The sequence below is a fragment of the Pseudobutyrivibrio sp. 49 genome (assembly GCF_900100545.1).
Taxonomy (GTDB): domain Bacteria; phylum Bacillota; class Clostridia; order Lachnospirales; family Lachnospiraceae; genus Pseudobutyrivibrio.
On the sequence record NZ_FNDP01000006.1, the window covers coordinates 148915 to 172332 of the forward strand.

The 23418-nt window shown below is 39.7% G+C and carries 23 protein-coding genes; 5 read left to right on the forward strand and 18 right to left on the reverse strand.

Annotated features, from left to right (window positions below):
• Nucleotides 1–261: 261 nt before the first annotated feature.
• Nucleotides 262–951: an alpha/beta hydrolase gene (locus BLP54_RS07595; RefSeq protein ID WP_090168323.1), complete on the forward strand. Its 690-nt coding sequence runs from the start codon at nucleotides 262–264 to the stop codon at nucleotides 949–951.
• Nucleotides 948–1529 carry a GDSL-type esterase/lipase family protein gene (locus BLP54_RS07600; protein ID WP_090168324.1) on the forward strand — a complete coding sequence of 194 codons (582 nt, stop codon included), beginning with the start codon at nucleotides 948–950 and terminating at the stop codon, nucleotides 1527–1529. Before BLP54_RS07595 ends, BLP54_RS07600 begins: the two co-directional genes overlap by 4 nt.
• Before the next feature lie 92 nt (nucleotides 1530–1621).
• Here BLP54_RS07600 and BLP54_RS07605 read toward each other — a convergent pair whose 3' ends face one another.
• From BLP54_RS07605 to BLP54_RS07635, 7 genes are all read right to left on the reverse strand, one after another.
• The gene (locus tag BLP54_RS07605) at nucleotides 1622–1813 is read right to left on the reverse strand and encodes a hypothetical protein (RefSeq protein ID WP_176754504.1); all 192 of its coding nucleotides are present in this window, start codon (nucleotides 1811–1813) and stop codon (nucleotides 1622–1624) included.
• A gap of 85 nt (nucleotides 1814–1898) precedes the next feature.
• Nucleotides 1899–2405 (reverse strand): hypothetical protein, encoded by a 507-nt coding sequence (locus BLP54_RS07610; protein WP_090168327.1) that lies wholly within the window; start codon nucleotides 2403–2405, stop codon nucleotides 1899–1901.
• Nucleotides 2406–2423: 18 nt separating this feature from the next.
• Entirely contained in the window at nucleotides 2424–2906 is a 483-nt protein-coding gene (locus BLP54_RS07615) for a hypothetical protein (RefSeq protein WP_090168331.1), read from the reverse strand.
• Nucleotides 2907–3013: 107 nt separating this feature from the next.
• Nucleotides 3014–3511: a hypothetical protein gene (locus BLP54_RS07620; RefSeq protein ID WP_090168333.1), complete on the reverse strand. Its 498-nt coding sequence runs from the start codon at nucleotides 3509–3511 to the stop codon at nucleotides 3014–3016.
• Nucleotides 3508–4290, reverse strand: a complete 783-nt coding sequence (locus BLP54_RS07625) for an alpha/beta hydrolase (RefSeq protein ID WP_330386141.1) — start codon at nucleotides 4288–4290, stop codon at nucleotides 3508–3510. The genes BLP54_RS07620 and BLP54_RS07625 overlap by 4 nt, the downstream gene beginning before the upstream one ends.
• The gene (locus tag BLP54_RS07630) at nucleotides 4287–5186 is read right to left on the reverse strand and encodes a methyltransferase family protein (RefSeq protein ID WP_090168336.1); all 900 of its coding nucleotides are present in this window, start codon (nucleotides 5184–5186) and stop codon (nucleotides 4287–4289) included. Before BLP54_RS07630 ends, BLP54_RS07625 begins: the two co-directional genes overlap by 4 nt.
• Nucleotides 5187–5263: 77 nt before the next feature.
• A complete protein-coding gene (locus BLP54_RS07635; protein WP_330386142.1) occupies nucleotides 5264–5905 on the reverse strand; it encodes an L-2-amino-thiazoline-4-carboxylic acid hydrolase in 642 nt (213 codons plus the stop codon).
• Nucleotides 5906–6152: 247 nt separating this feature from the next.
• Between BLP54_RS07635 and BLP54_RS07640 the strand changes: the two genes are divergently transcribed.
• Nucleotides 6153–7691 carry a methyl-accepting chemotaxis protein gene (locus tag BLP54_RS07640; protein WP_090168338.1) on the forward strand — a complete coding sequence of 513 codons (1539 nt, stop codon included), beginning with the start codon at nucleotides 6153–6155 and terminating at the stop codon, nucleotides 7689–7691.
• Nucleotides 7692–7757: 66 nt separating this feature from the next.
• On the opposite strand, the gene BLP54_RS07645 is transcribed toward BLP54_RS07640, so the two are convergent.
• Both BLP54_RS07645 and BLP54_RS07650 read right to left on the reverse strand, forming a co-directional pair.
• On the reverse strand, nucleotides 7758–8891 hold the full coding sequence (locus BLP54_RS07645) for a YibE/F family protein (protein WP_090168341.1): 1134 nt from the start codon (nucleotides 8889–8891) through the stop codon (nucleotides 7758–7760).
• A 12-nt stretch (nucleotides 8892–8903) separates the two neighbouring features.
• Nucleotides 8904–15425: a CehA/McbA family metallohydrolase gene (locus BLP54_RS07650; protein WP_090168344.1), complete on the reverse strand. Its 6522-nt coding sequence runs from the start codon at nucleotides 15423–15425 to the stop codon at nucleotides 8904–8906.
• 236 nt (nucleotides 15426–15661) lie between these two features.
• Here BLP54_RS07650 and BLP54_RS07655 point away from each other — a divergent pair, with 236 nt between their 5' ends.
• Nucleotides 15662–16294: an endonuclease III domain-containing protein gene (locus tag BLP54_RS07655; RefSeq protein WP_090168347.1), complete on the forward strand. Its 633-nt coding sequence runs from the start codon at nucleotides 15662–15664 to the stop codon at nucleotides 16292–16294.
• Nucleotides 16295–16296: 2 nt separating this feature from the next.
• Here the strand turns inward: BLP54_RS07655 and BLP54_RS07660 are convergent, their stop codons facing one another.
• Together BLP54_RS07660 and BLP54_RS07665 are read right to left on the reverse strand one after the other, a co-directional pair.
• Entirely contained in the window at nucleotides 16297–16569 is a 273-nt protein-coding gene (locus BLP54_RS07660; RefSeq protein WP_090168353.1) for a DUF2442 domain-containing protein, read from the reverse strand.
• Nucleotides 16570–16574: 5 nt separating this feature from the next.
• Nucleotides 16575–16835 (reverse strand): DUF4160 domain-containing protein, encoded by a 261-nt coding sequence (locus tag BLP54_RS07665; protein WP_090168356.1) that lies wholly within the window; start codon nucleotides 16833–16835, stop codon nucleotides 16575–16577.
• Between the two features lie 269 nt (nucleotides 16836–17104).
• Here BLP54_RS07665 and bglS point away from each other — a divergent pair, with 269 nt between their 5' ends.
• The gene (bglS, locus tag BLP54_RS16280) at nucleotides 17105–18382 is read left to right on the forward strand and encodes a beta-glucanase (protein ID WP_090168359.1); all 1278 of its coding nucleotides are present in this window, start codon (nucleotides 17105–17107) and stop codon (nucleotides 18380–18382) included.
• Between the two features lie 68 nt (nucleotides 18383–18450).
• Here bglS and BLP54_RS07675 read toward each other — a convergent pair whose 3' ends face one another.
• The 7 genes from BLP54_RS07675 to BLP54_RS07705 form a co-directional block, all read right to left on the reverse strand.
• Entirely contained in the window at nucleotides 18451–19287 is an 837-nt protein-coding gene (locus tag BLP54_RS07675) for an AraC family transcriptional regulator (protein WP_090168363.1), read from the reverse strand.
• A gap of 99 nt (nucleotides 19288–19386) precedes the next feature.
• Nucleotides 19387–20229 carry an LD-carboxypeptidase gene (locus tag BLP54_RS07680; protein ID WP_090168366.1) on the reverse strand — a complete coding sequence of 281 codons (843 nt, stop codon included), beginning with the start codon at nucleotides 20227–20229 and terminating at the stop codon, nucleotides 19387–19389.
• Nucleotides 20230–20611: 382 nt separating this feature from the next.
• The gene (locus tag BLP54_RS07685; RefSeq protein WP_242870659.1) at nucleotides 20612–21082 is read right to left on the reverse strand and encodes a GNAT family N-acetyltransferase; all 471 of its coding nucleotides are present in this window, start codon (nucleotides 21080–21082) and stop codon (nucleotides 20612–20614) included.
• 13 nt (nucleotides 21083–21095) lie between these two features.
• Nucleotides 21096–21812 carry a sulfite exporter TauE/SafE family protein gene (locus tag BLP54_RS07690; protein WP_242870660.1) on the reverse strand — a complete coding sequence of 239 codons (717 nt, stop codon included), beginning with the start codon at nucleotides 21810–21812 and terminating at the stop codon, nucleotides 21096–21098.
• Between the two features lie 41 nt (nucleotides 21813–21853).
• Nucleotides 21854–22330: an AI-2E family transporter gene (locus BLP54_RS07695; protein ID WP_090168369.1), complete on the reverse strand. Its 477-nt coding sequence runs from the start codon at nucleotides 22328–22330 to the stop codon at nucleotides 21854–21856.
• A 9-nt stretch (nucleotides 22331–22339) separates the two neighbouring features.
• A complete protein-coding gene (locus BLP54_RS07700; RefSeq protein WP_090168371.1) occupies nucleotides 22340–23194 on the reverse strand; it encodes an aldo/keto reductase in 855 nt (284 codons plus the stop codon).
• A gap of 19 nt (nucleotides 23195–23213) precedes the next feature.
• Nucleotides 23214–23387: a chorismate--pyruvate lyase gene (locus BLP54_RS07705; RefSeq protein WP_090168373.1), complete on the reverse strand. Its 174-nt coding sequence runs from the start codon at nucleotides 23385–23387 to the stop codon at nucleotides 23214–23216.
• Between the last annotated feature and the right edge of the window lie 31 nt (nucleotides 23388–23418).

The following is a 23418-nucleotide window of genomic DNA, read 5'->3' on the forward strand; positions in this document are numbered from 1 at the left end:
GGAAATCTTCACCCATATAAAAGCCACTACCTTGATTAGACAAAAGGGGAAATGGATACAGGGAATACCCTCAAAGAACTTTAACCAAAGCTGTAAATATCTGCTATCATTATTACAACAAGCACAAGGCTGGTATTCTAAATCAATGAGCTTAGAATAGGACACCTCGGAGGCCTTGATTTTATTTGGATTCTTGCAAGAAAGCACATGAAAGTGTCAATCTTGTCAATTTATCAAATATAATTCATATGGAGTTTTGAAATGGTTAAAGAGAATTTTCAAATACAAACAACGAACTGCATAGCATTTATGGATGAAGCCCCAGAGGTTGTACTTGTTCAGCCAGTAGACCCCCATGATTACGAGATGCTAGACTCTGAAACAAAATATATCACAGAGCATACAGATAAACCTTTTATTCTTATTGCCTTTAGTGTCAATGACTGGAACAAAGATTTATCCCCTTGGCCTGCACCACCTGTTTTTGGAAAAGAAGGTTTTGGTGACGGGGCTAAGGAAACACTGGCCTTTGTGATAAATGAGCTCATTCCTACAGTTAAGACAAAATATGATATTTCACAAGATATCCCTATCATTCTGGGTGGCTATTCTCTTGCCGGCTTATTTGCTCTTTGGAGTGCCTACCAGACAAATGCTTTTACTGCAATAGCTGCAGCCTCTCCTTCAGTATGGTTCCCAAGTTTTCTTGATTATGCTAAGAGCGAAGATATTTGCGTCAAACATATCTATCTAAGTTTAGGTGATAAGGAAGAGAAAGCTAGAAACCCTATTATGTCTACTGTTGGGAACTGTATTAGAGAGCTCAGTGATTATTATCAGTCAAAAGAGTTAGCTTCTACCCTAGAGTGGAATGATGGCAATCACTTTAAAGATGCTGATATTCGTACAGCAAAAGGCTTCACCTGGGTGTCAAATGAGGTAAATCAATGAAAAAACTAATTCTGTATGGAGATTCAAATACATATGGCTATGATCCAAGAGGCTTCTTGGGTGGTAGATATCCAGCAGAAATACGTTGGACTACACATGTAAAGGAAGCCCTAAAAGATAACTATGATGTCATCGAGGAAGGAATGAATGGTAGAATGTTGCCAGAGTTAGGCTACGGCTATTTCACAACAACCTTTCAAAGTCTAACCAAAGATGACGTCTTTTTAATGATGCTTGGTACCAATGATATTCTACTTACAAATCATCCAGATGTAGAAGCCACACTACAGAGATTGGATGGCATTCTTGATTATGTTAATCAAAACTGCCTTGCTAGATTTATCCTGATTGCACCACCATATATCAGTGCGTCAGATTCTAAAATGGAATTATATCATGACTGTAGCAAAAAAATGAATGAAGGCTATATGAAACTGGCAAAAGAGCATAACATAAATGCTATCGATGCTGGAAAATGGAATATAGAGATGGGTTACGACGGCGTTCATTTTTCAATTGATGGACATAAAAAGTTTGCCGAATCTCTATTGGAAGTTTTATCTGGAACAATCCAATAATCGCAGGTAGAACCGCCTATAGACAATGTATAATCTCTATGTAAAACTCCATGTTTTACTTCCGTCATCCTTGTGGTCATTTTCAAAATTACTTACCATTCAAACACAGCAAGTCGATTGTTGATATTCTTACCGACGATAGCAAATATCTTTCCACGTATTGAGTATTTCTTCATTTCTTCGTTATAACTTGTCTCTGAAATAAGGCGCATTCTTGGTTCAAGCTCTAAATACTCGAGTCCTGATTTCGTTCCCCAACCAAATGTGGCATTAGTATGTTTCACAGCATCATGATGACTTCCATTCTTTTCAAGGAATGGTGAATGAAGCTCAGCTAAAAGATATCCATGCTCAAAGCTCTTTACATACTCACCTCATCAAACTTATGAACAGTCCTACAAGAGCTGCAGGAATCAGCGCAAACATCAGCCCCGGGAATATAGCCCCTTTTAAATGGAACCACTTCTGATGGTAAGCCTTGTCCATGTGCTCTGTTCCTTCCAGCCTGAACATTTTCATATTTGCAAATAGCACCCAGTCCAGAAAGAGTGTGTCATAGGCTCCAATCCATACCATGAGTCCAAAAGCGATCGCGAATCCCTGCCAAAATGTAACTGCCCCGGCAAGCTTCGCGCATATGGTAAGAATAACTGTAAACATGATTATTCCACAGGACTTCGCCACTACTACCTTTTTTGATTTATATGAAACATCCACTCTTTCATGTGTTTTGAAGTATTCTTCTTGAATATCAGGCGGGTAATTATGGATACATGCCGGACTGTACATTTTTTCCCCATGAAAAGACACAAAAAGAATTGTTGTAAATAATACTGCAAATACTATCGCTTCAATTAACAATACATACCAAACCATGTTACCTGCTTTCCTCCCTCATAATACAATCATCATAATCCCTGCCAATACAGCTGCGATAATAGGATTGCCTACAATCGTAATCAGCCACTTCACAATATTCGTCTTTTTGGGGATGTAAGGCCTTAGATCTTCGGTTCCCGGAATCGTCCAGGCTTTTGTATGCTCCACCCAATACCAATCAATAAAGAATCTGTCGAATAGTCCTTCTGCCATTGTCATCGCATAAATTTGAAGAAATGGCACTATAAAACCTCTGACTCCATTGATGCCATAAACTGACCAGAGCACAAAAGCAATCATTACTGTAAGCGTGCATAACTTGAATAACTTACCGTTCTTTTCAATCTGTGCCTTTGAGATAAGTCCCATCTCTACGACGCGATCCTGCACATCTTTTTCATACAAAAAGGCTCCCTGTTCTGTTCCATTTGCTATAACAACAACGCAGGGAAGAAATAGTATAAAGCAAACCACAATGCACTCTAATATTAGAACCATAGTCACCCCCCCATATTACCCTCAAACTGCCATTTCCATAAATTCATCTATAGCGCTCAGTGCCAGCTCCGCATATTTTTATTTCCCCATTCAAAATATTGTTTCCCTTAAAACAATGTACATATCCAGGCTGCAAGTGCTGATGCAGCCGGGAATATCACAAGAAGCTTCAGCAGCTGGCTCTTGATGTTATATCCATACTTTCTGTTCTTAAAAACGCTTTCAACTTCCGGAAAATAGAACTGAAAAAACTGGAATTTCATGAGCAGGAAGTAGTCAAAGCAGATCATGTCATAAAGCTTGTAAACAGTGAATATGAAGACAAATCTGAAAAAGAACTGTCCAAACGTGTAACCACTCCTGAAACCGTCCCAGATTGAGATAAAGCCTACCCCCAGTATCATCAGAAAACTAAATATCATTAAAGTCCATCCGATTGTCCTGGCGCCGTAGAACAATTCTTTTTCCCTTGGCAAAATAGCCTCCTGCGCTTCTTTAGGTGCTGAAGAAAAGAACTTCTTATCCTGAATAAATGCTACGGCAGACAACATCATCAGTGTTATCGCCACGCAAAATATTATTGTCAGAAATATAGTTAGAATCATCTCTTATCCCCCTGCCTTATGACCTTCTCAATCTCCCCCACAAACTTTTCCGGCTTAAATGGAGCCAGCCCTCCGTGGCCTGTGTCCTTGATCTTTCTAAATACTGTATGTGGAAAGATCTTTTTTATATATTCCACATCCCACTTTCTATCTTTTACCTCTTTTTCTGCAACCCAATATTCTATGTATTTACAGCCAGTATGGATATACTTCGGCATGGAATAATTGTTGCAGGATTCAAATGTCCTCCAGATTGTTTTAGTGCTAATCATCTTAAGGACATTTGCTGCGTACTGCACATCTTCCTCTGACAGTTCATCAGTAGAAAACGCTTTTTCCAACAGCTTTGTTCCACCAAGTTTTCCTGTGTATATCAACAAAAAATCCTTTATTGCTATCAATCTTGTAACGATCCAAGAAAGCTGATATGGAGTAATACCACCATCGATTACTGCACTCTGTATTGTCACTTTGTTGCCTGCAAGCATCCTGACTACAATGCTTCCACCCATGGAGCAGCCGTAAAGACACGTCACATTGCTCAGTCCGTTCAGATTCAGCCATTCTTCCAGTTCTGCTGAGATCTCTTCAACACTTGTGAAATCGCTCTTGTTGTCAGGGTCATACCCCGGAAGTGCAGGAATTATCAGATGGTATTTCTTTTCCAAAAGCGGAATCACATACTCGAAGTAATCCCACATAACCACGGACGGATGTAGCAACACTATGGCCTTATCATTATCTTTTCCAAATTCATGTATCGTCATTTTTCCTATCATTCCTCTCTTTTAAAGGTCACAAAGATGAGCCCTGCAAACAGAGCACATAATACTGCTCCTGTCAGCATCAATAGGGATAATCCATAATCAGTATTTGAAAGGATTCCATATATTGAAATAGGGATTCCAACTAGTCCGCCCAGCGACAATGCTCCAAAGCCCCTGTGCAGCCTTGCCGCTGTAAGGATGCGGTTAAGCCCTGCCGCCCTCTCACTAATTAGTTCCAACACGCCAATCATCATGAAAATTGCTACTATGACAGAAAGTACGGCATACATATTCGCCTCTTGCCTCAAACATTTCACTGTACAAACGATCCATATTATCCAGCCTGCATTCCCCGGCAAATCATATATCATCCACTTAGCTGTGGATATCTCCGTTCTATATATCCCAATGCCAGGTTTCCACGGGATGCATCTGTTTACGTTTTTCTTATACTCAGCATACTCCTCACCATATAAATCCAAAAGCCACTTCTCTTCCGTTTTTATAAGTGCAACTGTCATAATAATCCAGTCAACAATCGGAAAAAGTAGCAGCCATGCATTATGCCACATAAGGGTAATCCCAGATAACGCAAACCACCAGCCGCTGTACATCGGGTTCCGTACCCATGAATAAATGCCATTGGTCTGAAGCCTGTTCTCTGTTATAGAATCATCCATATCTGACCGGACAGCTCCTATATACCATACACCGATTCCCATTATTATGAGTAATGTACCAACCACTCGGAAAATAAGTATCCATGAATCATACAGAATTCCTATCTTAAGTACATAGCCAAACAAGATAATTCCTATTACATTGACCATAGCAATTCCATAAACAATATATGGCCCGACTCCAAAGAGAGGGAGTTTCTGCCCTTCCTTCATGTAGTTCTTTAACATTTTCTGATCACCTCATCATGACATGCAGGCCCATCTGATAAATCCTTATCTTTCTGTCCATCCCTTATCCTCCAACTTTACTGAGGATTCGCTATCTTATCAGGTACGATCCAGTAGTCGCAGATAGAACCGCCTGTGGCCAAGGTATAATCTCTGTGTAACACCCCATGTTTTGCCTCTGTCATATAGTGGTCTATCTCACAGCAGAGTGGAAGTATTTCCAAGAATCCGTTCTTTCTAGCAAAATCATTTAATGGGCAACGCGTGAAATGATAATAGATTCCATCCTTGTGCTTGTTTTCAAAATTGAAATCCCAGGTCTTGTCTTTATATTCTGGATGTTCATCAGCCCATTCCTGCATCTTATGCATCCTTTCATCACCCTTTTTTAGAGTTATTGGATTATTTAAATCTCCTGAACCCAAGAACTTACTAACTGGAGGGGTCGTCATAAAATCTTTAATTACTTTTCTATATCCCTCATAATCTATAGCCCCATCAGCCGCTTTCCATATCGCAAGAAAAACAAAGCACATGTAAATATTACTAGCCATTGGGTTGTCATAACCTATGTCTTCACACTTTTCAAGCATCTCCTTATAAATAGGCTTTGCACCTTTTAAGGCCTTATTGGTTACTTCTTTTCCAAATTGTTCTATGAGATGCCTGCGTAGAAATAACGATAAAACCATATAATACTTTCCAGTGTACTTCATCATATCCTCGCCCTCCCTTACAACAGATTAACCTATCCCTTAACTAATAATATCACATTGTGTTAGTTGTTGCTAACGATAGTTGCAATCGACAAATTTGAATGCTTTGATCAAAAATGAAGGCTTCTTGTTTAGTCAACAAGAGGTCTTCTTTTTAATTATCCTACAAGTTTTAGGATAATGTTTAACACTTTTATCATAATCTGCTGATAAAATTACTTTAAATGATGATGTAAGGAGGTTTTAGTACATGAGTAATAAGAAATCAGCATTCGAAGTATATCTTTCAGCGGTATTTAAATGGGGTATTATAGCGTTGACAGGAGCATGTATGTTTGCAACATGTATGTTCATTACTGAGAAATTGTTAGGCTTTTACAAAGATATGCAATGGATTGCTGTAATCTGTTTCGCCATTATGGATGTTTGTTTTTTAATTTGTGGAATGCTTATACTAAAAACATCATTTAATGAAGAGGGCTATCTAATAGATGGAAAATTACAGCTAGGCAAAATTTTTTGTTCCGGCGTACTTATTATTCAATGGACTTATATTGTTTATATGTGCCCAACTAGAAATTTCTGGGGATTCTTAGCATTCTTTCTAACACTAATCGGATTTTTCCTTGATATAAAACAGTTATTGACAACCGGAGGAATTTGTATTATTTCCCTTATTAGTGGATGGATAGTTCGAGGCTCACAACTTCTTCCTGCAAAAGACGAATTATATGTGACTGATATAATAATGTGTATTGTTGGATTAACTATATCTTTGGCCGGCATAACATTGTTTGTTTTCTTTGTTTCTTATTTCCTCGTAAATGCTAAAAAAGATGAACTTGAAGAAAACAACAAGAAGGTTGTTGGTGTAATGAATGCTGTAAGGTCTATTTCTGAAAAGATGGTTTCAGCAGGTACTGCACTACTTGATATCGCCTCAAATGAAAGTGCTTCAGCTGAAGAATTATCAGCCACAAGTGATGATTTAGTAGAGAATAGTAATATGCTTGGTACCAAAGCTGATGACAGTATGGCAAATCTTTCAGAACTAAGTGATGTAGAAAGTATTGTAATCGAAAATGTTGAGAAGGTAGAAAATACCTCAGATAATTTACTTGTTAAATCAAACGAAAATGAAAAAGCTCTTAATGATTTACAAGGAATTAACTCTGATGTTTCAGATTCAATGGCCACCACAACAGATATTGCAGAACGTCTGTCAAATGCAGTTGAAGAAATCGGAACTACATTGGAACTTATTCAGGGAATATCTTCTTCAATCAGTTTACTTGCTTTGAATGCGTCAATCGAGGCAGCACGTGCAGGTGAAGCTGGAAAGGGTTTTGCAGTTGTGGCAACAGAAGTTGGTAAACTTGCAGAAAGTACATCAAATTCATTAAATGATGTTGGCGAAGTAATTGATAGAGTTCAAATGAATGTAAGGGAAATTACAAGCCAGGTTGAGAAAAACGCCTCAAAGCTTGAAGAACAAAATGAACAATTCAAGAAGGTCTTTGGCGATGTAGCAGACATGAGTGTAATGCTTAATGATTCTGTTGTTGCGGTTTCAGAAATGAACAAAGCCATCAAGCGTCAATCTGATATCATAAAACAAACTGTAGATATCAATCAGGATATTGCCGAAAGTATTAGAGATGAAAATCAACAATTCGTTTCTATAAGAGCTATGGCTGAAAGCAATGCTAAAAATACAGAAGAAGTTGCTAATCAAGCCAAAACTATTAACGATATGGTGGATGAAATTTCTAAATTATTAAATAGCTAAATCTTGTAAAAAACTGTAAATATTCGTTCATAAATAAAAGCAATCAGTAAGGACTAGGCAAAATGCCTAGTCCTTACTATACAAATATCCAGCCACTGCTGAAACACATGGCACTGTTCCGATGATTCCGATAGAACCTGCAATGGCTCTAATCAATTCTATAGCCACAAAATCAGTGTTTACAAGCTGTGTAAAGGATACACCGTATGAATAAATAAGCACCATCATGTTGAGTGAGCCACCAACATAAGCAAGTACAAGTGTGTTTGACATGGTTCCCATGGCGTCGCGACCAATGTTCATTCCTGCGCCAAACAATTCTTTAAAACCAAGCTTCTTATTAGCCTCATGTACCTCTGAAATAGCAGATGCTATGGACATTGCAATATCCATTACTGCACCCATGGCAGCTATAAGAATGCCGCTTATAAACAAACCTCTAAGCTGAATTGGATTGGTAGATTTTACAAGTAAAAGTGCCTCGGCCTCATCCATCTGGAATGTAGTAACACCGCCTGCCTTGGCAGCAATCTCTCCAAGCAATGCTGCTATAAGAACTCCTGCAAGAGAGCCAAGAGCTGCTGCAATAGTCTTCTTCTGTACACCGCCAATAAGCAAGAAACACAAAGCTGATGTAACGAACACTATCACTATAGTAAGTGGAATAGAGGACACGCCCTTAAGAGTAAGAGGCAGCAGTACAAAGCAAATCACAAGCACTGTATAAACAAGTCCCGCAAAAGCTTTTAAGCCCTGCTTGCCACCTAGCAAAACAAGTACTGCAAAGAACACAACAATAAGTCCTATAAAAAGAGGAATTCTGTTGTAGTTGTAAATGCTAACCTGATAAACACCAACATCAGTGGTATCTATTCTGACACTGACCTTATCGCCCTTTGCCACATCCACATTGTAAAGGGCACTGAAATAGTTCGTCACATGGCAAACGTCGCCCTTATAACGGCCGGTCAAAAGCTCTACTTCCAGCTCGGCACTTCCCTTTTTTACATTTTCAATTTCTTTATCAATCGATGTATTATCCTCTATTACAGAAAGAACTCTAGCAGTCTCATATTCGACGCCAGAGCTCTCTGTGATAGTGTATTTTGGCCTGTCAGTGTTGGCGTAAATAATCACACCAACACTGAGGGCTATAAATACAAGGACTGATACGATTTTAATTATCAGTTCTTTTTTCATTTTCTCAAAAAATTACCATCCAAAAAACTTGCTTAAAAAGCTCTTAACTGCTTTTGTAACCTGCTTAACAACTGGATTTTCAACAATCTTCTTAACAACTGGATTCTTGGCAGCTGCCTTCTGAACTGTCTTTTCAACAGTATCAACTACGTTCTTAACTACCTTACCAATCTTCTTGATTGTTTCCTTAACAGGATCTGGCTTAACCTCTGGTTCAGGCTCCTTAACAAGAACAATGTCGTCGCAATTGCGAACTCTGAATACAGGTACTGATTCCTCAGAATCTCCCTCTGGATGCATGTAAAGAACACCAGCTGCAGAAACTGTAGCGCCTTCCTTTACAAAGCTTGCAATCTCATTCTTGCCTGTTGTTGCTGAGTAGATATAACCATCGATAAAGATAGCAGCCTCTACTCCAGTAGAATCCTTGAGCCAGAACTCTTCGATTGTCTTTCCATCAGAACCGTAAGCAACTCTTGTTACCTTACCTGTTGTCTTAAGAAGTGAACCACCAAGAGCATCATAATCCATTGCTGTCTTTGTGTCTACTTCCTTTGGAGCATATACGTGTGGCTCATCGCTAAGAATCTTAGATGAAATAACCTTAAGCTCCTTATCTCCCTGATACTGTGAAACGTATCCAACGATGCGCATCTTTGTACCGATTGCAAGACCTGGTGTTGCATATGGGAAGATGTCGATACCAGCTGTCTCATCCTGAAGATAAATTGTATCGAAGAAGGTTGTGTACTCGTTGTCTGTACCAGATGTTACATAACCTTCAACTGCGAATACTTCGTTCATCTTACCTGCACGAGCCTGTGCGATAGTAGATGTTGGAAGCTCTACTGTAACACCCTCAAGGATGTTATTGATGATTGTGTGGTTTGTATATGGAAGAGAATCGTTGTTGTCCATCTCTGCCTTTACTTCGAAGTCTGAAATGAATACTCCACCAGCTACGAAGATGTCACCACCAGCCTTTGTGTGCTGTGTTGCGAGGAATGTAACATCACCAAGGTTATCATTCTTTGCACCCTTAACACCGTTATCAAGTGTGCCTGGCTGAGGATTTCCTGAAGCATCCTTGCAATCCACTGAGTAAGTAGTATCAAAGCCCTTAACAAGCCACTGTGCTGCGTCTACAAAATCTGTAGCCTTAGCGTTTGAAATATCTACTGAGCAGCCTGAGTACTGGCTGTACTTCTGACCATCTCTTAATCCAGCAAAGAGTGCTGAATCTGTGTTGTAAGTAGTTGGGTACATTCTGTATACCTGACCACCGTTGTTTGTATCATCACAAACCTCATCAGAACCCATGCGGATTGTAGAACCGATAGCTTCAAGAAGCTTGTTCTGCTCTGTAGCTGTCTGTCCGTCAGTTGTATCAGAGTAATCTGCAAGACCACAAACGATTACTGAACCACCATTTGCTACATAATTCTTAACCATAGCGATGAAGTCATCACTAAAGTGAGAAATTGTGTAATCACCAGCGTTTGCTGTACCAGACTTCTTAGCTGGAGCAGATACTACAAGTAATGAGCACTTCTCAAGCATCTCTGGTGTGATTTCTGTTGTAACAACCTGAGCGCGGATGTTCTTCTTTGCGCAGATTGAAACGAAGGCTGACATGTTGCCACCGTAGTAACCAGTAACATAGTCATTGTAATGTGTACCGTCGATGAGTACGTCTGTAACCATCTCTGGAATCGCATAGCTAAGCTGAAGCTTATCTGTGTAAACCTTTGGTACTCCGTTAAGTGTTGCGTTAACAATCACCTCGTAAGTAACCTGACCAGCCTCGTTATATACGAAGTCTGTCTTGAAGGTTGCTGTACCCTGTGACTTAACTGATGTGATACCAGCCTCAGCACCTGAAAGGTTTACAACCTCTGTTTCCTTATTATCAACGTCCTTGAGGACTACCTGGATGTTGTCGATTGTAAGATCTGTCTGCTCATTGTTGTAGAAATCAACATTTACATCAAGGCTCTCTCCCTTAACTGGAAGAACTGTGTTTGTGTAAGTCTTGTTGATACCGCAAGCCTCAACCTCACCTACCCATACAGGAGCTGTAACAGCGATATCGCCATCATCCTCTGTAATCTTTAAGTAGTAGTAAGAGTAGTTTGCAGGTACCTCGAATGTAACTGTCTTCTCGTTAGTAGCTACATTCTCCATAGCGATTGACTGACCACCGTTAACGATAACCTCAACACGGCCAATCTTTGAATCTGTAGGATCCTTGATATCTGCCTTAAGCTGAACTGTGTCACCTACTGCATCCTTCTCAAGGATTGTACCCATGATGTAATTATCAAGTGTGTAGTATACGCTGAGGTCGTTATCCTCTGTTGCGTATATACGATAATTTCTCATTGCATCATAGATAGCATTTTCATCATTTGTATCAGCAAGCATTACTGTACGTGCTGTGTTGGCATCGCCCCACTTACCCTTGTGGTTATCCTGATTGTTAGTAGGAGCTACGTGCCATCCCTTATCAAGGGCACGAGTGTAATACTCGTATGATGGGAAGTAACCTGAAGAACCGATTGTACCTTCACCGTTACCAACCTCAATCATTGTGATTAACGCATCGTTCTCTTCTGAGTAGTATGCGAAATCCTGGAAATCACCGAAGGTTGTACCTGGGTGATTGAACTGGCTGATAGAATCAGGAACTGATCTAAGAGCCTCATAGTAGTTCTGTAAAGCTGTAGCATATGTTGAGTATGCTGTCTGTGTACGGCTCTGGAAACCTGGTGTGTTGTATGTGTTGATATGACCAAGACCATTTGACCATGTCATCTCATAACCGTAAGCACATGTAAACTTGTCTGTTGAATACTTCTTTACAAGATTGTGAGCGTATGTCCACTCATCATTTTCAGACTTATCAACGTTCTCAGTAATCTTAGACTCTTTTTCGTTGTCGATTGAGTTACTGTGATCCGTAATTACGATATAGTCAAGATTGTCTACCTTAGATGCATGCTGTAAAGCTTCCTCAAGTGTACCAGCACCATCAGAAATGCTTGTATGTGCATGAACCTGACCGAAATAGATGTTGTACTTCTCGTTAAGCTTCTTTGTGAACTTAAGAGTAGAAACAGCACTATCCTTGTAGCCTTCCTTTGTAGCCTTTACTTGAATCTGAGCTGGGAGCTCCTTGAGCTCGAATGGTGATGTGTACTCAATCCAATCGTCATGCTCTTCCTCAGTAACTGGCTCTTCTGTTGTCTCTTCTTCAGAAGTCTTAGCCTCGTCTGAGGCCTCAGCATCATCCTTTACTTCTTCATATCTATAGAAGATCTTAGCGCCTTCTGTCTTTGTCTTGAGAGTAATTCTCTGACCTTCAAATACAGCACCGCCGTTTGGAGCTGCCTTAACTGGAGCGACCTGTGCCTGTGTGTACTGATAATTTACAGTGATTGACTTTGCAAGGCCTTCCTTTGTAGCGTAAGCACGGATTGTAGCTGGAAGCTCTGTGAAGCTTACCTTCTCTTCTGAATCATACTTAACAAACTCGCCGCCATTTACTGAGTAGAAGATGTCTGCTCCCTCAGTCTTAGATGAAAGCGAAACCTTCTGGTCTGATGCAATTTCGCCAGCAGCTGGGCTTGCAATTACATAGCCTGTAACTTCATCGCTGACGATTGGGTTACCCTTTACAGTAACGCCATCAATACGGATAACGCCACCCTTTGCAGGTGCCTTGTCACCCTTTGCTGACTTGTCACTTGCAGGAACAAGTCTTACATAAAGTGTCTCAGCATTAGCTGCTGCATTTGGAATATCAAAGCTAAATGTAATGTAGTATGTTGGTGCAAGAGATGTAAGGGCCTTACCATCTGTGATGTCACCAGAACCATTTACTTCAAATGGCTCCTGAACAGCCTTGCCATTCTCATCTACCTTATCTGAAGCCTTGTAAGCTGTGTACTTATATGAATATGTACCAGTCTTAAGATTCTTAAATGATTCTCCATCTGTAGAGTACTGAAGCTGGAATGCTCCGCAAGCAGTATTTGAAGCTCTCATTCTGAAATCAATTGCCATGTTGCCATAGCCTGCTGATGGGAATGCAAACTGCATGTAATCAGTATCCTTATTGATAACACCTGTTGATCCCATGTAGAAGTTTGTAGAGCCTGTGTTGCTGCTCTTTGCAGATGTCCATGGCTGTGAGACCTTTCCATCTACTACTGCTGTGTACTTAGCGTTCTTGTCGAGCATATCGTTTGTCTGATATAAATCACCGTTGATATACTCCTTAGATGTCTCTACCTCATCGTAGTGTGCATTACCTGCCCACTGAGCTACTGTGAGACGAGCATCCTCGTAATCATACTTAACTGTCTTTGTGCCTTCTTCAAGTGCATAGAAGCTGAACTCATATGCTGAAGACTCCTTGAAGCCATAAAGTGAGAAGCCACTGTAGTACTCAAGAGCCTGAACGCTTGAGCCAACCTTTGCAAAAGCATTCTTTAAGTAATACTTTCCTTCTGCGCTGGCTGCTTCTTCTGACCAAAGACTGTTGTCTGTCTTTGTATCCTCAAGAGTAAGATTTGCATAACTCTTCTTCTTGCCGTCTACTTCCTTCTCCTCTACTGAGCCAGTAAGGTACTTACCGTCAGCAGTCTTGAAAGAATAGTATCCGTTATCATCAAGTGCAACTGTAAGAACTGCTGCATTTAAATCCTTTGTCTCAAGTGTGCCATCCTCTGCTGGCTCTGCTGCAACATCCTTGAGCTTACCATTTGTAGTAGCCTCAGCTGTCATGAGCTTCTTGCCTGCTGGATAGTAAACAACTACCTGATCTCCATCGTAAAGCTCTCTTGTGAGAAGCTTTCCAAGTGTCTTATCAGTAACAGGTGCATCTGTCTTCTCAACCTCAGGTACTGTGTAAGCTGAGAATGTGTAATTGTCCTTCTTACCACCAGCTGTGTAGCTGTAGGTTGTGAAACCTGAGTAGAACTCCAGGTACTGTGCCTTGTTCTTGAATACCGCATTTACGTTTTTAACAAGGAAAGTACCATCTTCCTCTGGCTCAACTGACCAAAGGCTGTAATCATTCTTCTCTGTAGCAAATGTAAGACTGTTACCAGTCTCTCCAGAAGTAAGGTACTTTGTTGTAAGTACGTTGTCCTCAAGAATATCTGATGTGATGTAGAACTCACCATCCTTCTCAGCCTTTACAAGCTTAAGAGCTGCGATAGGAGCCTGTGCATCTGTGTATGTAAGGTGATTGTCATCATTTACCTTAACATCTACACCAGCAAGTTTCTTTCCACTAGCCTCAGTAGCAAGAACTTTTTCATTATTAAATGAAAGAACAAATTCCTGATCTGCTGAAAGCTTTGTGATGTCAGTAATCTTAGAACCTGCAATAAGCTTATAGTTGAATGAAACTATCTCGCTCTTTGTCTCATCAACTACTGCATAAGCATAGATTGTAGTTTCCTTTGTAATTTCGATTGCTTTCTTGTAAGGGCTGTAGTTGTCCTCGCTACCATTTACGTTGTAGTAAATCTTAGCATCCTCAGTATCGCATGTAAGTTCTACCTCTGCACCAAACTCAACCTCTGTGCCGCTTTCAACAGAAGCCTTTGGTGCTGCAACCTTGCCTTCACCTGCAACCTTACCTGTAAGCTTGTAGAAAGTAAGTGTCTGATCCTTAATGTTATTAGGGAAGTCACCTGTCTTTCCAAGTGTGTATGCTCTCCAATCCTGTTTATTGTATACCCCTAAGAATCGAGTAGCATCCTTTGAGTCTTTAGCTGAAAGATAACCAGTTTCATCAAGCTGCCACTGAGCGCCAACCTGATTCTTTGGCATTGAACCAGCTCTAACGCCGTTGTTAGCAGCATTAGTGTAAAGATAATCAGAACCATTTCCTATTGTATAGTAAGTTCTAGTAATCTTTTCCTCTGACTCATTGTCCTGTGAATTCTTGTCATCCTCTTTTTCAAGATTCTTCTGTTCAGAATCTTCGGCATCAGTCTTCTCTTCTGCCTTTTCTTCTGTAGCTTCTGTTGTCTCAACTACAGGCTTATCCTCTGCAGTCTCTGCAACCTCTTCAGTTTTCTCTTCAGAAGCTTTTTCTTCAGAAGCGATGGTGCCTGCTTCCTCTGTCACTGTTTTTTCCTCAACAGTAGCTGTCTCAGACTCTGTATTATTTTCAGAGCCAGCAACAACTGTTTCTTCAACAGTGTTCTTTGTAATTGTCCATGCATAATCTGCGTCACTACCGGATTCGATAGTTAAAGAACCATTGTTAACTGTTCCAAGAACAGCTGCTGGTGCTTTTCCTGTAGATGCATTTGGCAATACGTAGGTTTCGCCATCGGAAGTGCTCATTGTGATGGCAATAGAATCACTAGATGTGATATCGGATAGACTTACTTTAGTCCAGACATGGTTAGTTTCTTCGGCCTTAGAAATGAAAGAAATGTCAGTATTTGCCAGTGAAACAACCATCAAAAGCGAAAGAACTAAAGATAGCCCTCTGCGAGCCAATTTTTTCATTACCTATCCTCTCCTCCTTTTGAAAATTCAGACAAAAACGCGTCAAAAAAGGCGACTCACATGTCCCAATCATCCACTATGTACCTAAATGATTTGGTATGTAAATCGCCCTTCCTAAATCGTTATGTCGTGTAATGCTATAATACCATTATTATGATTGAATTTTCAATAAAAACTTTAGCCCTTTATTAGAATAAATGCTATGATATACCCATAATAAAAACGAGGTTTAAATTATGCGAAAAAAAGAATTAGCATTGATTGTTATCGAAAGATTAAAACAGGAATATCCCTACAGTGATTGCACATTAGATTATGATGATGCATGGAAGCTGCTGGTGTCTGTAAGACTGGCGGCTCAGTGCACCGATGCAAGAGTTAACGAGATTGTTCCTTCATTATATGAAAAGTTCCCTACCATCTCAGCTATTGCCGACGCAGATGTAGCAGATGTGGAAGCTATTGTTCGCCCTTGCGGACTTGGAAAATCAAAGGCAAAGGACATTGTTGCCTGCATGAAGATGCTTCGAGATGTATTTGACTGCAAGGTTCCTGACACCATGGAGGATTTGTTAAAGCTCCCAGGCGTAGGCCGCAAGTCTGCAAATCTTATTCTTGGGGATGTGTACGGAAAACCTGCGATTGTAACAGATACTCATGCTATTAGACTTTCTAATAGAATTGGATTAGTGGATGGAATCAAAGAACCTACCAAGGTAGAAATGGCTCTTCGCAAAATAATACCACCTGAAGAGGGGAATAATTTGTGCCATCGTTTAGTTGACCATGGCAGGGCGGTCTGCACAGCAAGAACTGCACCTTACTGTGATAAGTGTTGTTTGGAGGATGTTTGTAAAAAGAGGCTATAGCTTTAAGCTGTAGCCTCTTCTACTTCTGGGCAATTATATAATGTATTAGGATCTATATCCAAACAATCATCTTCACCGTTCACACCTATATCCCATGCCAACGTGTCATTCATTATTTTACACTTTTCTTTAAACACAGTTATGTCATTTATCCTTTTAAATATTCCTTTAGAAAGATTAGGCTTTGCATCATAGCATGTAATCTTTCCATCCGCAAAATACACCCAAACAGTATAGTCATCTTGTGGCACTACTTGAATAATTTCATACATCATAATCATTACCTCAGCGGTTCTATTTTTTCTAGTTGTTCCATCATCTTGGCAAGCTCCCAATCCTTTATTAGTTCATCCTTTCGGATAATTGCCCATGCTAATACTAATTTAGTCTGAGATGATGGCATAAATCCTTCAATCACTCTCGCCCTTTTGATATCTACCAAAATCTTGTATTCACCATATTTTGCATGAAAATGTGGTGGATTATGGTCATCATAGTACATTGAAATCTCAATTCCATAAAAACGTGATATAACTGGCATTCTAATAATTCCTCCATGCTCTATATTTACAAGATAATTGTAAATAAGCATGGTGTCCATATATATTCACATCATTCAATAACTAAGAACAATAAGAGAAAATCAAAGAAAATTTAAGCTTTTATATTTGTTTATTATACCATATATTTTGATATATCTTTCAGTTTTAGTCATTAATACACTTCATCATTCTGATATTTCTTGCATGAATCTAATATCCTCACATATAATTTTGTGCGTATTATTTTCATTAGAGGAGGTAATGTAAAATGAAACGTAAACTTATGTCACTAGTCCTTGGAACCGTTCTGACTGTCAGCGGACTGTTAATGAATGTTTCCATGGCAAACGCAGCAAGTGCCTGGAATGGCACACATGAAGGTATGGCTTTCGACTACCACGATAGCAATCAGTTTGAAATGTCTAGTTGGTCAAATGGGGGGATGTTCAACTGCACATGGTCACCAAACAATGTTGCTTTCCAGAACGGTCAAATGAAGCTTACAATCGACAGAAATAGTTCTGGCTACACTGGCGGTGAGTACCGTACAAAGAAGTACTATGGATATGGTCTTTATCAGGTAAACATGAAGCCTATCAAAAACTCAGGCGTTGTATCTTCCTTCTTCACCTACACAGGTGAAAGTGATGGAACAAAATGGGATGAGATTGATATCGAATTCCTTGGATATGACACCACAAAGGTTCAATTTAACTACTATACTAATGGTCAGGGAAATCATGAATATCTTTACAACTTAGGTTTTGATGCATCTCAGAGCTTCCACACATATGGCTTTGACTGGAATCAGGGTAGCATCACCTGGTATGTAGATGGCAAGGCTGTTTATACAGCTACAAATAATATCCCAGATACTCCTGGAAAAATCATGATGAATGTATGGCCTGGTACTGGTGTAGATAACTGGCTCAAACCTTATGATGGAAGAACTGGAATCAGTGCTTATTATGACTGGGCTTCTTGGGATGCTCATAATAATAGCTCTAGCAACTCAGGCGCTGGAAATTCTGGCAATAATGGTGGCTCACAGGCTCAGCTTGCTCCATCTTGGCAGCCATCTCAGCCTGCTCCATCTCAGTCTTCTGGTGCAATGTTTGATAGCTCAAAAGCATATAAAATAATTAACTACGGAAGTTCTCAGTCACTTGATGTTCAGGGAAATCGCCGTGACAACGGTACTAATATTCTTCAGTATCCATTCAGAGGAAATGCAAATCAGAAGTGGTACTTCCAGAAGGAAGGCGATTATTATGTAATCAAGTCTGCTTCTACTGGAAAAGCTCTTACTGTTCAGGATTCTGCAAACTGGGATGGTGCAAATGTACATCAGTGGGACTACTACGGCGGCAACAGCCAGAAGTGGGAAATCTATCCTGCAGCAAACAATACATACAAAATCATCAACCACAACAGCGGCAAGTGCCTAAGCATTTCTTATGGCAGCAACGATGCCAATGCAAATGTAGAGCAGTATAAAGACTGCAGCAGCAATTACGAGATGTGGTGGATTGATGTAGCAAATTAGGATTTCACAAAAACAGGAGCAACCTTGCGGTTGCTCCTTATTTTTTCTGGGTTTACCTAAAAAATCTCTTAATTTGTCTTCTTTAATGGAATCCAGATGTAACTTACAGTATCATCTGGTTTTTCTGTAGGTGGGCAATACACCTCAAGTGAGTAATTGCCTGCCAGTTCATAGCCCTTAAGTGTTGGAAGCCACTCAGACCAAATCTGAGTATTCACACTCTGCAAGCTTTCTGGAAGCTTCCCAACACACTTAAACTCTGCCCAAAGACCTGCTGGAATAACTGTAGTAGCGCATCCTTCTGGAACGTCATGCCATGGCTTGTACTCGTCAGCAATCCAATAATCAAAATCCTTGCCATCCATATCAAGGCAAACACCGAATCTGCCCTTAAGTCCCTTTGTATCATCCATCCATTCATCCCAAAACTTTGGAATCTCCTGGTAGCTTGAATCTGAGTTAAATCCACGCTTAACTCCCATAACTGTAAACTGTGCCTTTTCAACAATTCGATAATCTAACATTTTACCGCCCTCCAAAGATATTTTTATATGCAATGGAGCAAAGGATTTGAGAGGTATGCCTGACTCCCTGGCCTTCGATGGAGCAATTCCATGAAAGCGCTGGAATGCCTTTGCAAAACTGTCTGGTGAATCATAACCATATTTCAAAGCCACATCAATTACCTTTGCATCAGTGCTTGATAGCTCCTGCGCTGCCAAGGTCATTCGTCTTGCTCTAATGTACTCGCCAACTGACATTCCACACATTGCGCCAAAGATTCTCTGATAGTAGAAAGATGATAATGCAGCAACTCCAGCAATATCTTCAATCTCCAAAGGACTGGCCAGATTCTCCTCTATGAAATTGATTGATTCCTGAAATTCTTCCACCCAACTTTGCACTATTCTTTACCTCTCTTTGTTTCTCTCACATTGCTCCTTTAGTATAGTCTCGGGTGGTTTTGTATTCCCGACTTTATGTGCGCACCTGTGACGGGTCTGTTATTTAGCTATAAACTCCATTTCCCTTCCAATTACAATTGCTTTGGAATCGTGACCGTGGCCTATCTCTGTTGTCTTGGCCACTGGAAGAGTATCACTTATATGCATTTTCAAAAGATCATAAACTGAGTATTCAAGATTTGCCTTCTCATAGCTGGTAAAGGTACCAAGCAATACTCCAGCCACCTGCTCAAAAACTCCTATCTGCTCCAACTGGTTGAACAAAGTAGCTATCTGCCCTGAGCCTCCGCCATAGGCTTCCAATAATAGGATTTTGCCCTTTAAGTCAGGCCAATATTTTGTTCCAGCTAACTTTGTGAAACATCTAATATTTCCACCTACAACTACACCTTTCATTTGGGTGCCCTGGAGGAATTTGTATTGGAGTTTGAATAGTTCTTCTGTGGTTCCAGCCAGATATTTCCTGAATCTCTTCTGCTGCAATTCTGCCTCAGAATATACCATGTTCTTCACCTGATAAAGAACAGATGGTTTTCCAGTAATTGCATAGATTGCATTTATTACTGTTGTGAGATCACTGTAGCCCCAGAAAGTCTTATTGGATTTACCTATGATATCAAAATCAAGATACTTCAAGACTCCATTAGCTAAATCGCCACCTGATATATCATAGATGACATCTATAGAATCATCCTTATAAAAGCTCATCAGGTCCGCAGCTCGCTCCTCATCTGTGCCACTGAATTCATCTTTAGTGGCCACTATATGTTCTGCGAGTGCAGTCTGCACTCCCATGCCATTCAGCACCTTCACCAACTCCTCCACCTGAGGTGCCCATTCTTTATTATGCCCATTCGAGCAGGCTGCTAATCCAACTTCCATATTTTTCTCCTCCACGGCGTTTACGGAATTTTCTTGATTACTGTTTCATTTTTACGTAGTTGAAAAAATTATAATTACCAATTTACGGAAAGGACAGCTATAACACTGACTTTTTACGTAGTTCATTCTTAATAATAGGCTACTAAAGCATATACTAAGTCTATAAATTACGGAAAATCTCACTATGAACAAACCATTTTCCGTAAGTATCCTCACTTTCAATAACAAATTTAAATATTTGCTACGTAAAATATGAAGCCTATCAATAATATTTCCGTAAAAGAGTTAAATCTACCAATTTGCCCTACGTAAAAAAACTTCAACTCAATGATTATTTCCGTAATCACTCAACAATCAAATGATTCTTTCAATAGATTTTCTTTTATTTCAAAACAAACTCTATCTCATCCAGCTTATCTGTGATTTGATTTACATTACCTGATGGAACAAAACCATTTCTTCTATACAGTCTCTCTGCGCCATCATTGTTTTCTAGAATCCACAAGGTTGGAGCAAGCCTCTTCTTTTGAATCTTAGAAATAACATAATACAAAAGCTGGCTTCCATAGCCTTTGTTCTGCAACTCAGGCAAAACATACAAGTCCTCAATTAAGCTCCCTGTTATAGAAACTACAGCCACCGGCTCATCATCCATCAGCATATAAAATTGACTGCCATCAGCTATCTTCTTTTCTATATATTCTTTCTGATGCTTAACATCATGCATTGCAATGAATTCTTTAGTACAAAAACTGAGGTGTGATTCCTGCCATGAAATAGAATGGATTCTGGCAGCAGCTTCCACATTGTCCTCATTTACTTCAGTCACTATATATTTTGTAGTATCAACCACCGAGAAATCCTCCCTACAAATTTCTAAACACCAGCACGGCGCCAGATATAGCCAAAAGAATAATTACAAGTTTCTTTATCACTTTTTCATCCAGCACTTCTGAGCTTTTCATTCCTGCGAACATGCCTATAAGCATCACTGGAAGCAACATAGCAGCCTGTCGTAAAGACTCTAATGTAATTACCCCAACTAGACTGTAAACAACAATTCTAAATATATTCTCTACTATAAAAACTGCGCTGATATTTGCCTTAAATTCTGTGCTTGATTCTGTAACTCTTCCCACATAGGCCGCAAGTAACGCACCTATTCCAAACAATCCACACAGCAAGCCTGAAAACAACCCGATTATCCCCAATAAAAGCTTGGATTTTCTGGCTTTTATCAACTGGTATTCACGAAGAAACATTTCAACTGCAATCAGCACCACAACAATTCCAAAGAAAATCTTTAATGCTCTTACATCTGCATTCTTCAAAAGAATAGCACCTGGAATACTTCCCGCTAGAACAAGCAAGGCTAACGGAATAAACACTCTTTTATTCAGCTGTTTTCGATTTTTAAAAACCAGTATGAGATTAGATGGGAATCCCAGCAACAGTTCCACTGGAGAAATATTTACATTGACCTCGCCAAAACCCAGGATAGTAGTAAAAACTAACGTATTTGCGAATCCACAAAGACCTTTTATAAAGAATGCTACAAATGTAGCAAGTACCCACAATATCAAATCAATTTCCCTTTTCTTCTAGCAAAAACTTATAAGTAAACCTAATCCTTTTTGTTCTTATTAGGTAGCAAAACATCCTTTATCAAATACTTTGCTATGGCAACCACAGGAACCACAAAAATCATTCCAAAAATACCAAACAAACCGCCGCCAACTATCATGGCTATAAGCATAAATACTCCAGAGATTCCAAAGCTGTCTCCAAACAATTTGGGCTTGATAAATAGACCATCCACTGTTTGTAGCACCACAGTAAATCCGAGGAACCACAGTGCCTGCTTAACATCAGAAATCGCCAGCACAACACCACCAATTATAGCGCCCACAACTGGACCAAAATTTGGCACAAGATTAGTGACTCCCATCAAAATGGAAATAGCAATCTTCCAAGGCATTTCCATAAAGTACATAAAAACGAAATTTGCTGCTCCGATAATGATGCCATCAATAACAGAGTACTTTAGATATTTAACTATGATTCCAATAATATTTTTTATATGAGTTAATAAATTTTCCATATCAATCTTCTACTTATCATCTGGTCCATGGCCACTATTTCCATAAGGTTCAATCGCATCAATAACAGCCATATCCTCTGGGCTGAGTTCAAAATCGAAAACTTTAGAATTCTCTACTATTCGTGATGGCGTAGTAGATTTTGGAAGTGGCACAATATCATGCTGCATTTCCCAGCGCAAGATTATCTGTGCTACTGTCTTACCATACTTAGCTGCCAGTTTTTCCAGTACAGGATGATTCAGCGATTTTCCTCTTCCAAGTGGACTCCATGCCTCCACCAAAATACCTTTATTCTGACAGTAATCCACTGTATCCTTTTGAAGAAATCCAGGGTTGATTTCTATCTGATTTACAGCAGGCATTACCTCCATATCAATGATAGTCTCAAGATGATGTGTAAGGAAATTTGAGACACCGATAGCCTTTATTCTGCCCGACTTGTAGATTTCTGTCATAGCCTTCCAGGTAGCACGATTAGTATTTTCCCAGTCATCATCGAAAGCATAGGAAGCAGGCCAATGAACAAGGTACAAATCAAGATAATCTAATTCGATTTCCTTCATTGTCTTTTCAAAAGCTTTTAATGTCTTCTCATATCCAAGCTCTGTCTTCCAAGCTTTGCTGGTTACAAAGATATCTTCACGCTTAAGGTCGTGAGAATTTATGTAATCATTTATTGCCTTCCCCACAGGCTTCTCATTCTCGTAAAATGCGGCTGTATCAATATAACGATAGCCTGCATCAAGGGCAGACTTCACTGAATTATAAGCCTCATCTGCATCCTTAATTTTGTAAGTTCCATAGCCTAAGCAAGGAATTGATGTATTATTATTAAGTTTAATTCTACTATCTAAACTGCTCATAAAAATCCCCCTCTAGCTTTTAGTCAATAATAAAATACTGCATTAATTCGTACTTAAGATTTGTTCCTTCTTCAATGTCTGATGGAAGAAGTGCTCTGGCTACAAGCTTGAGCTCATCTGATTCAATATCGGTTCTTTTGAGATTTGCATAGTCCCCGTCTATGCTTACTACTGTGTAAAACCATGTTTCCATTTCTTTTCTCCTTCAAGTGCTTCTAAAAGCA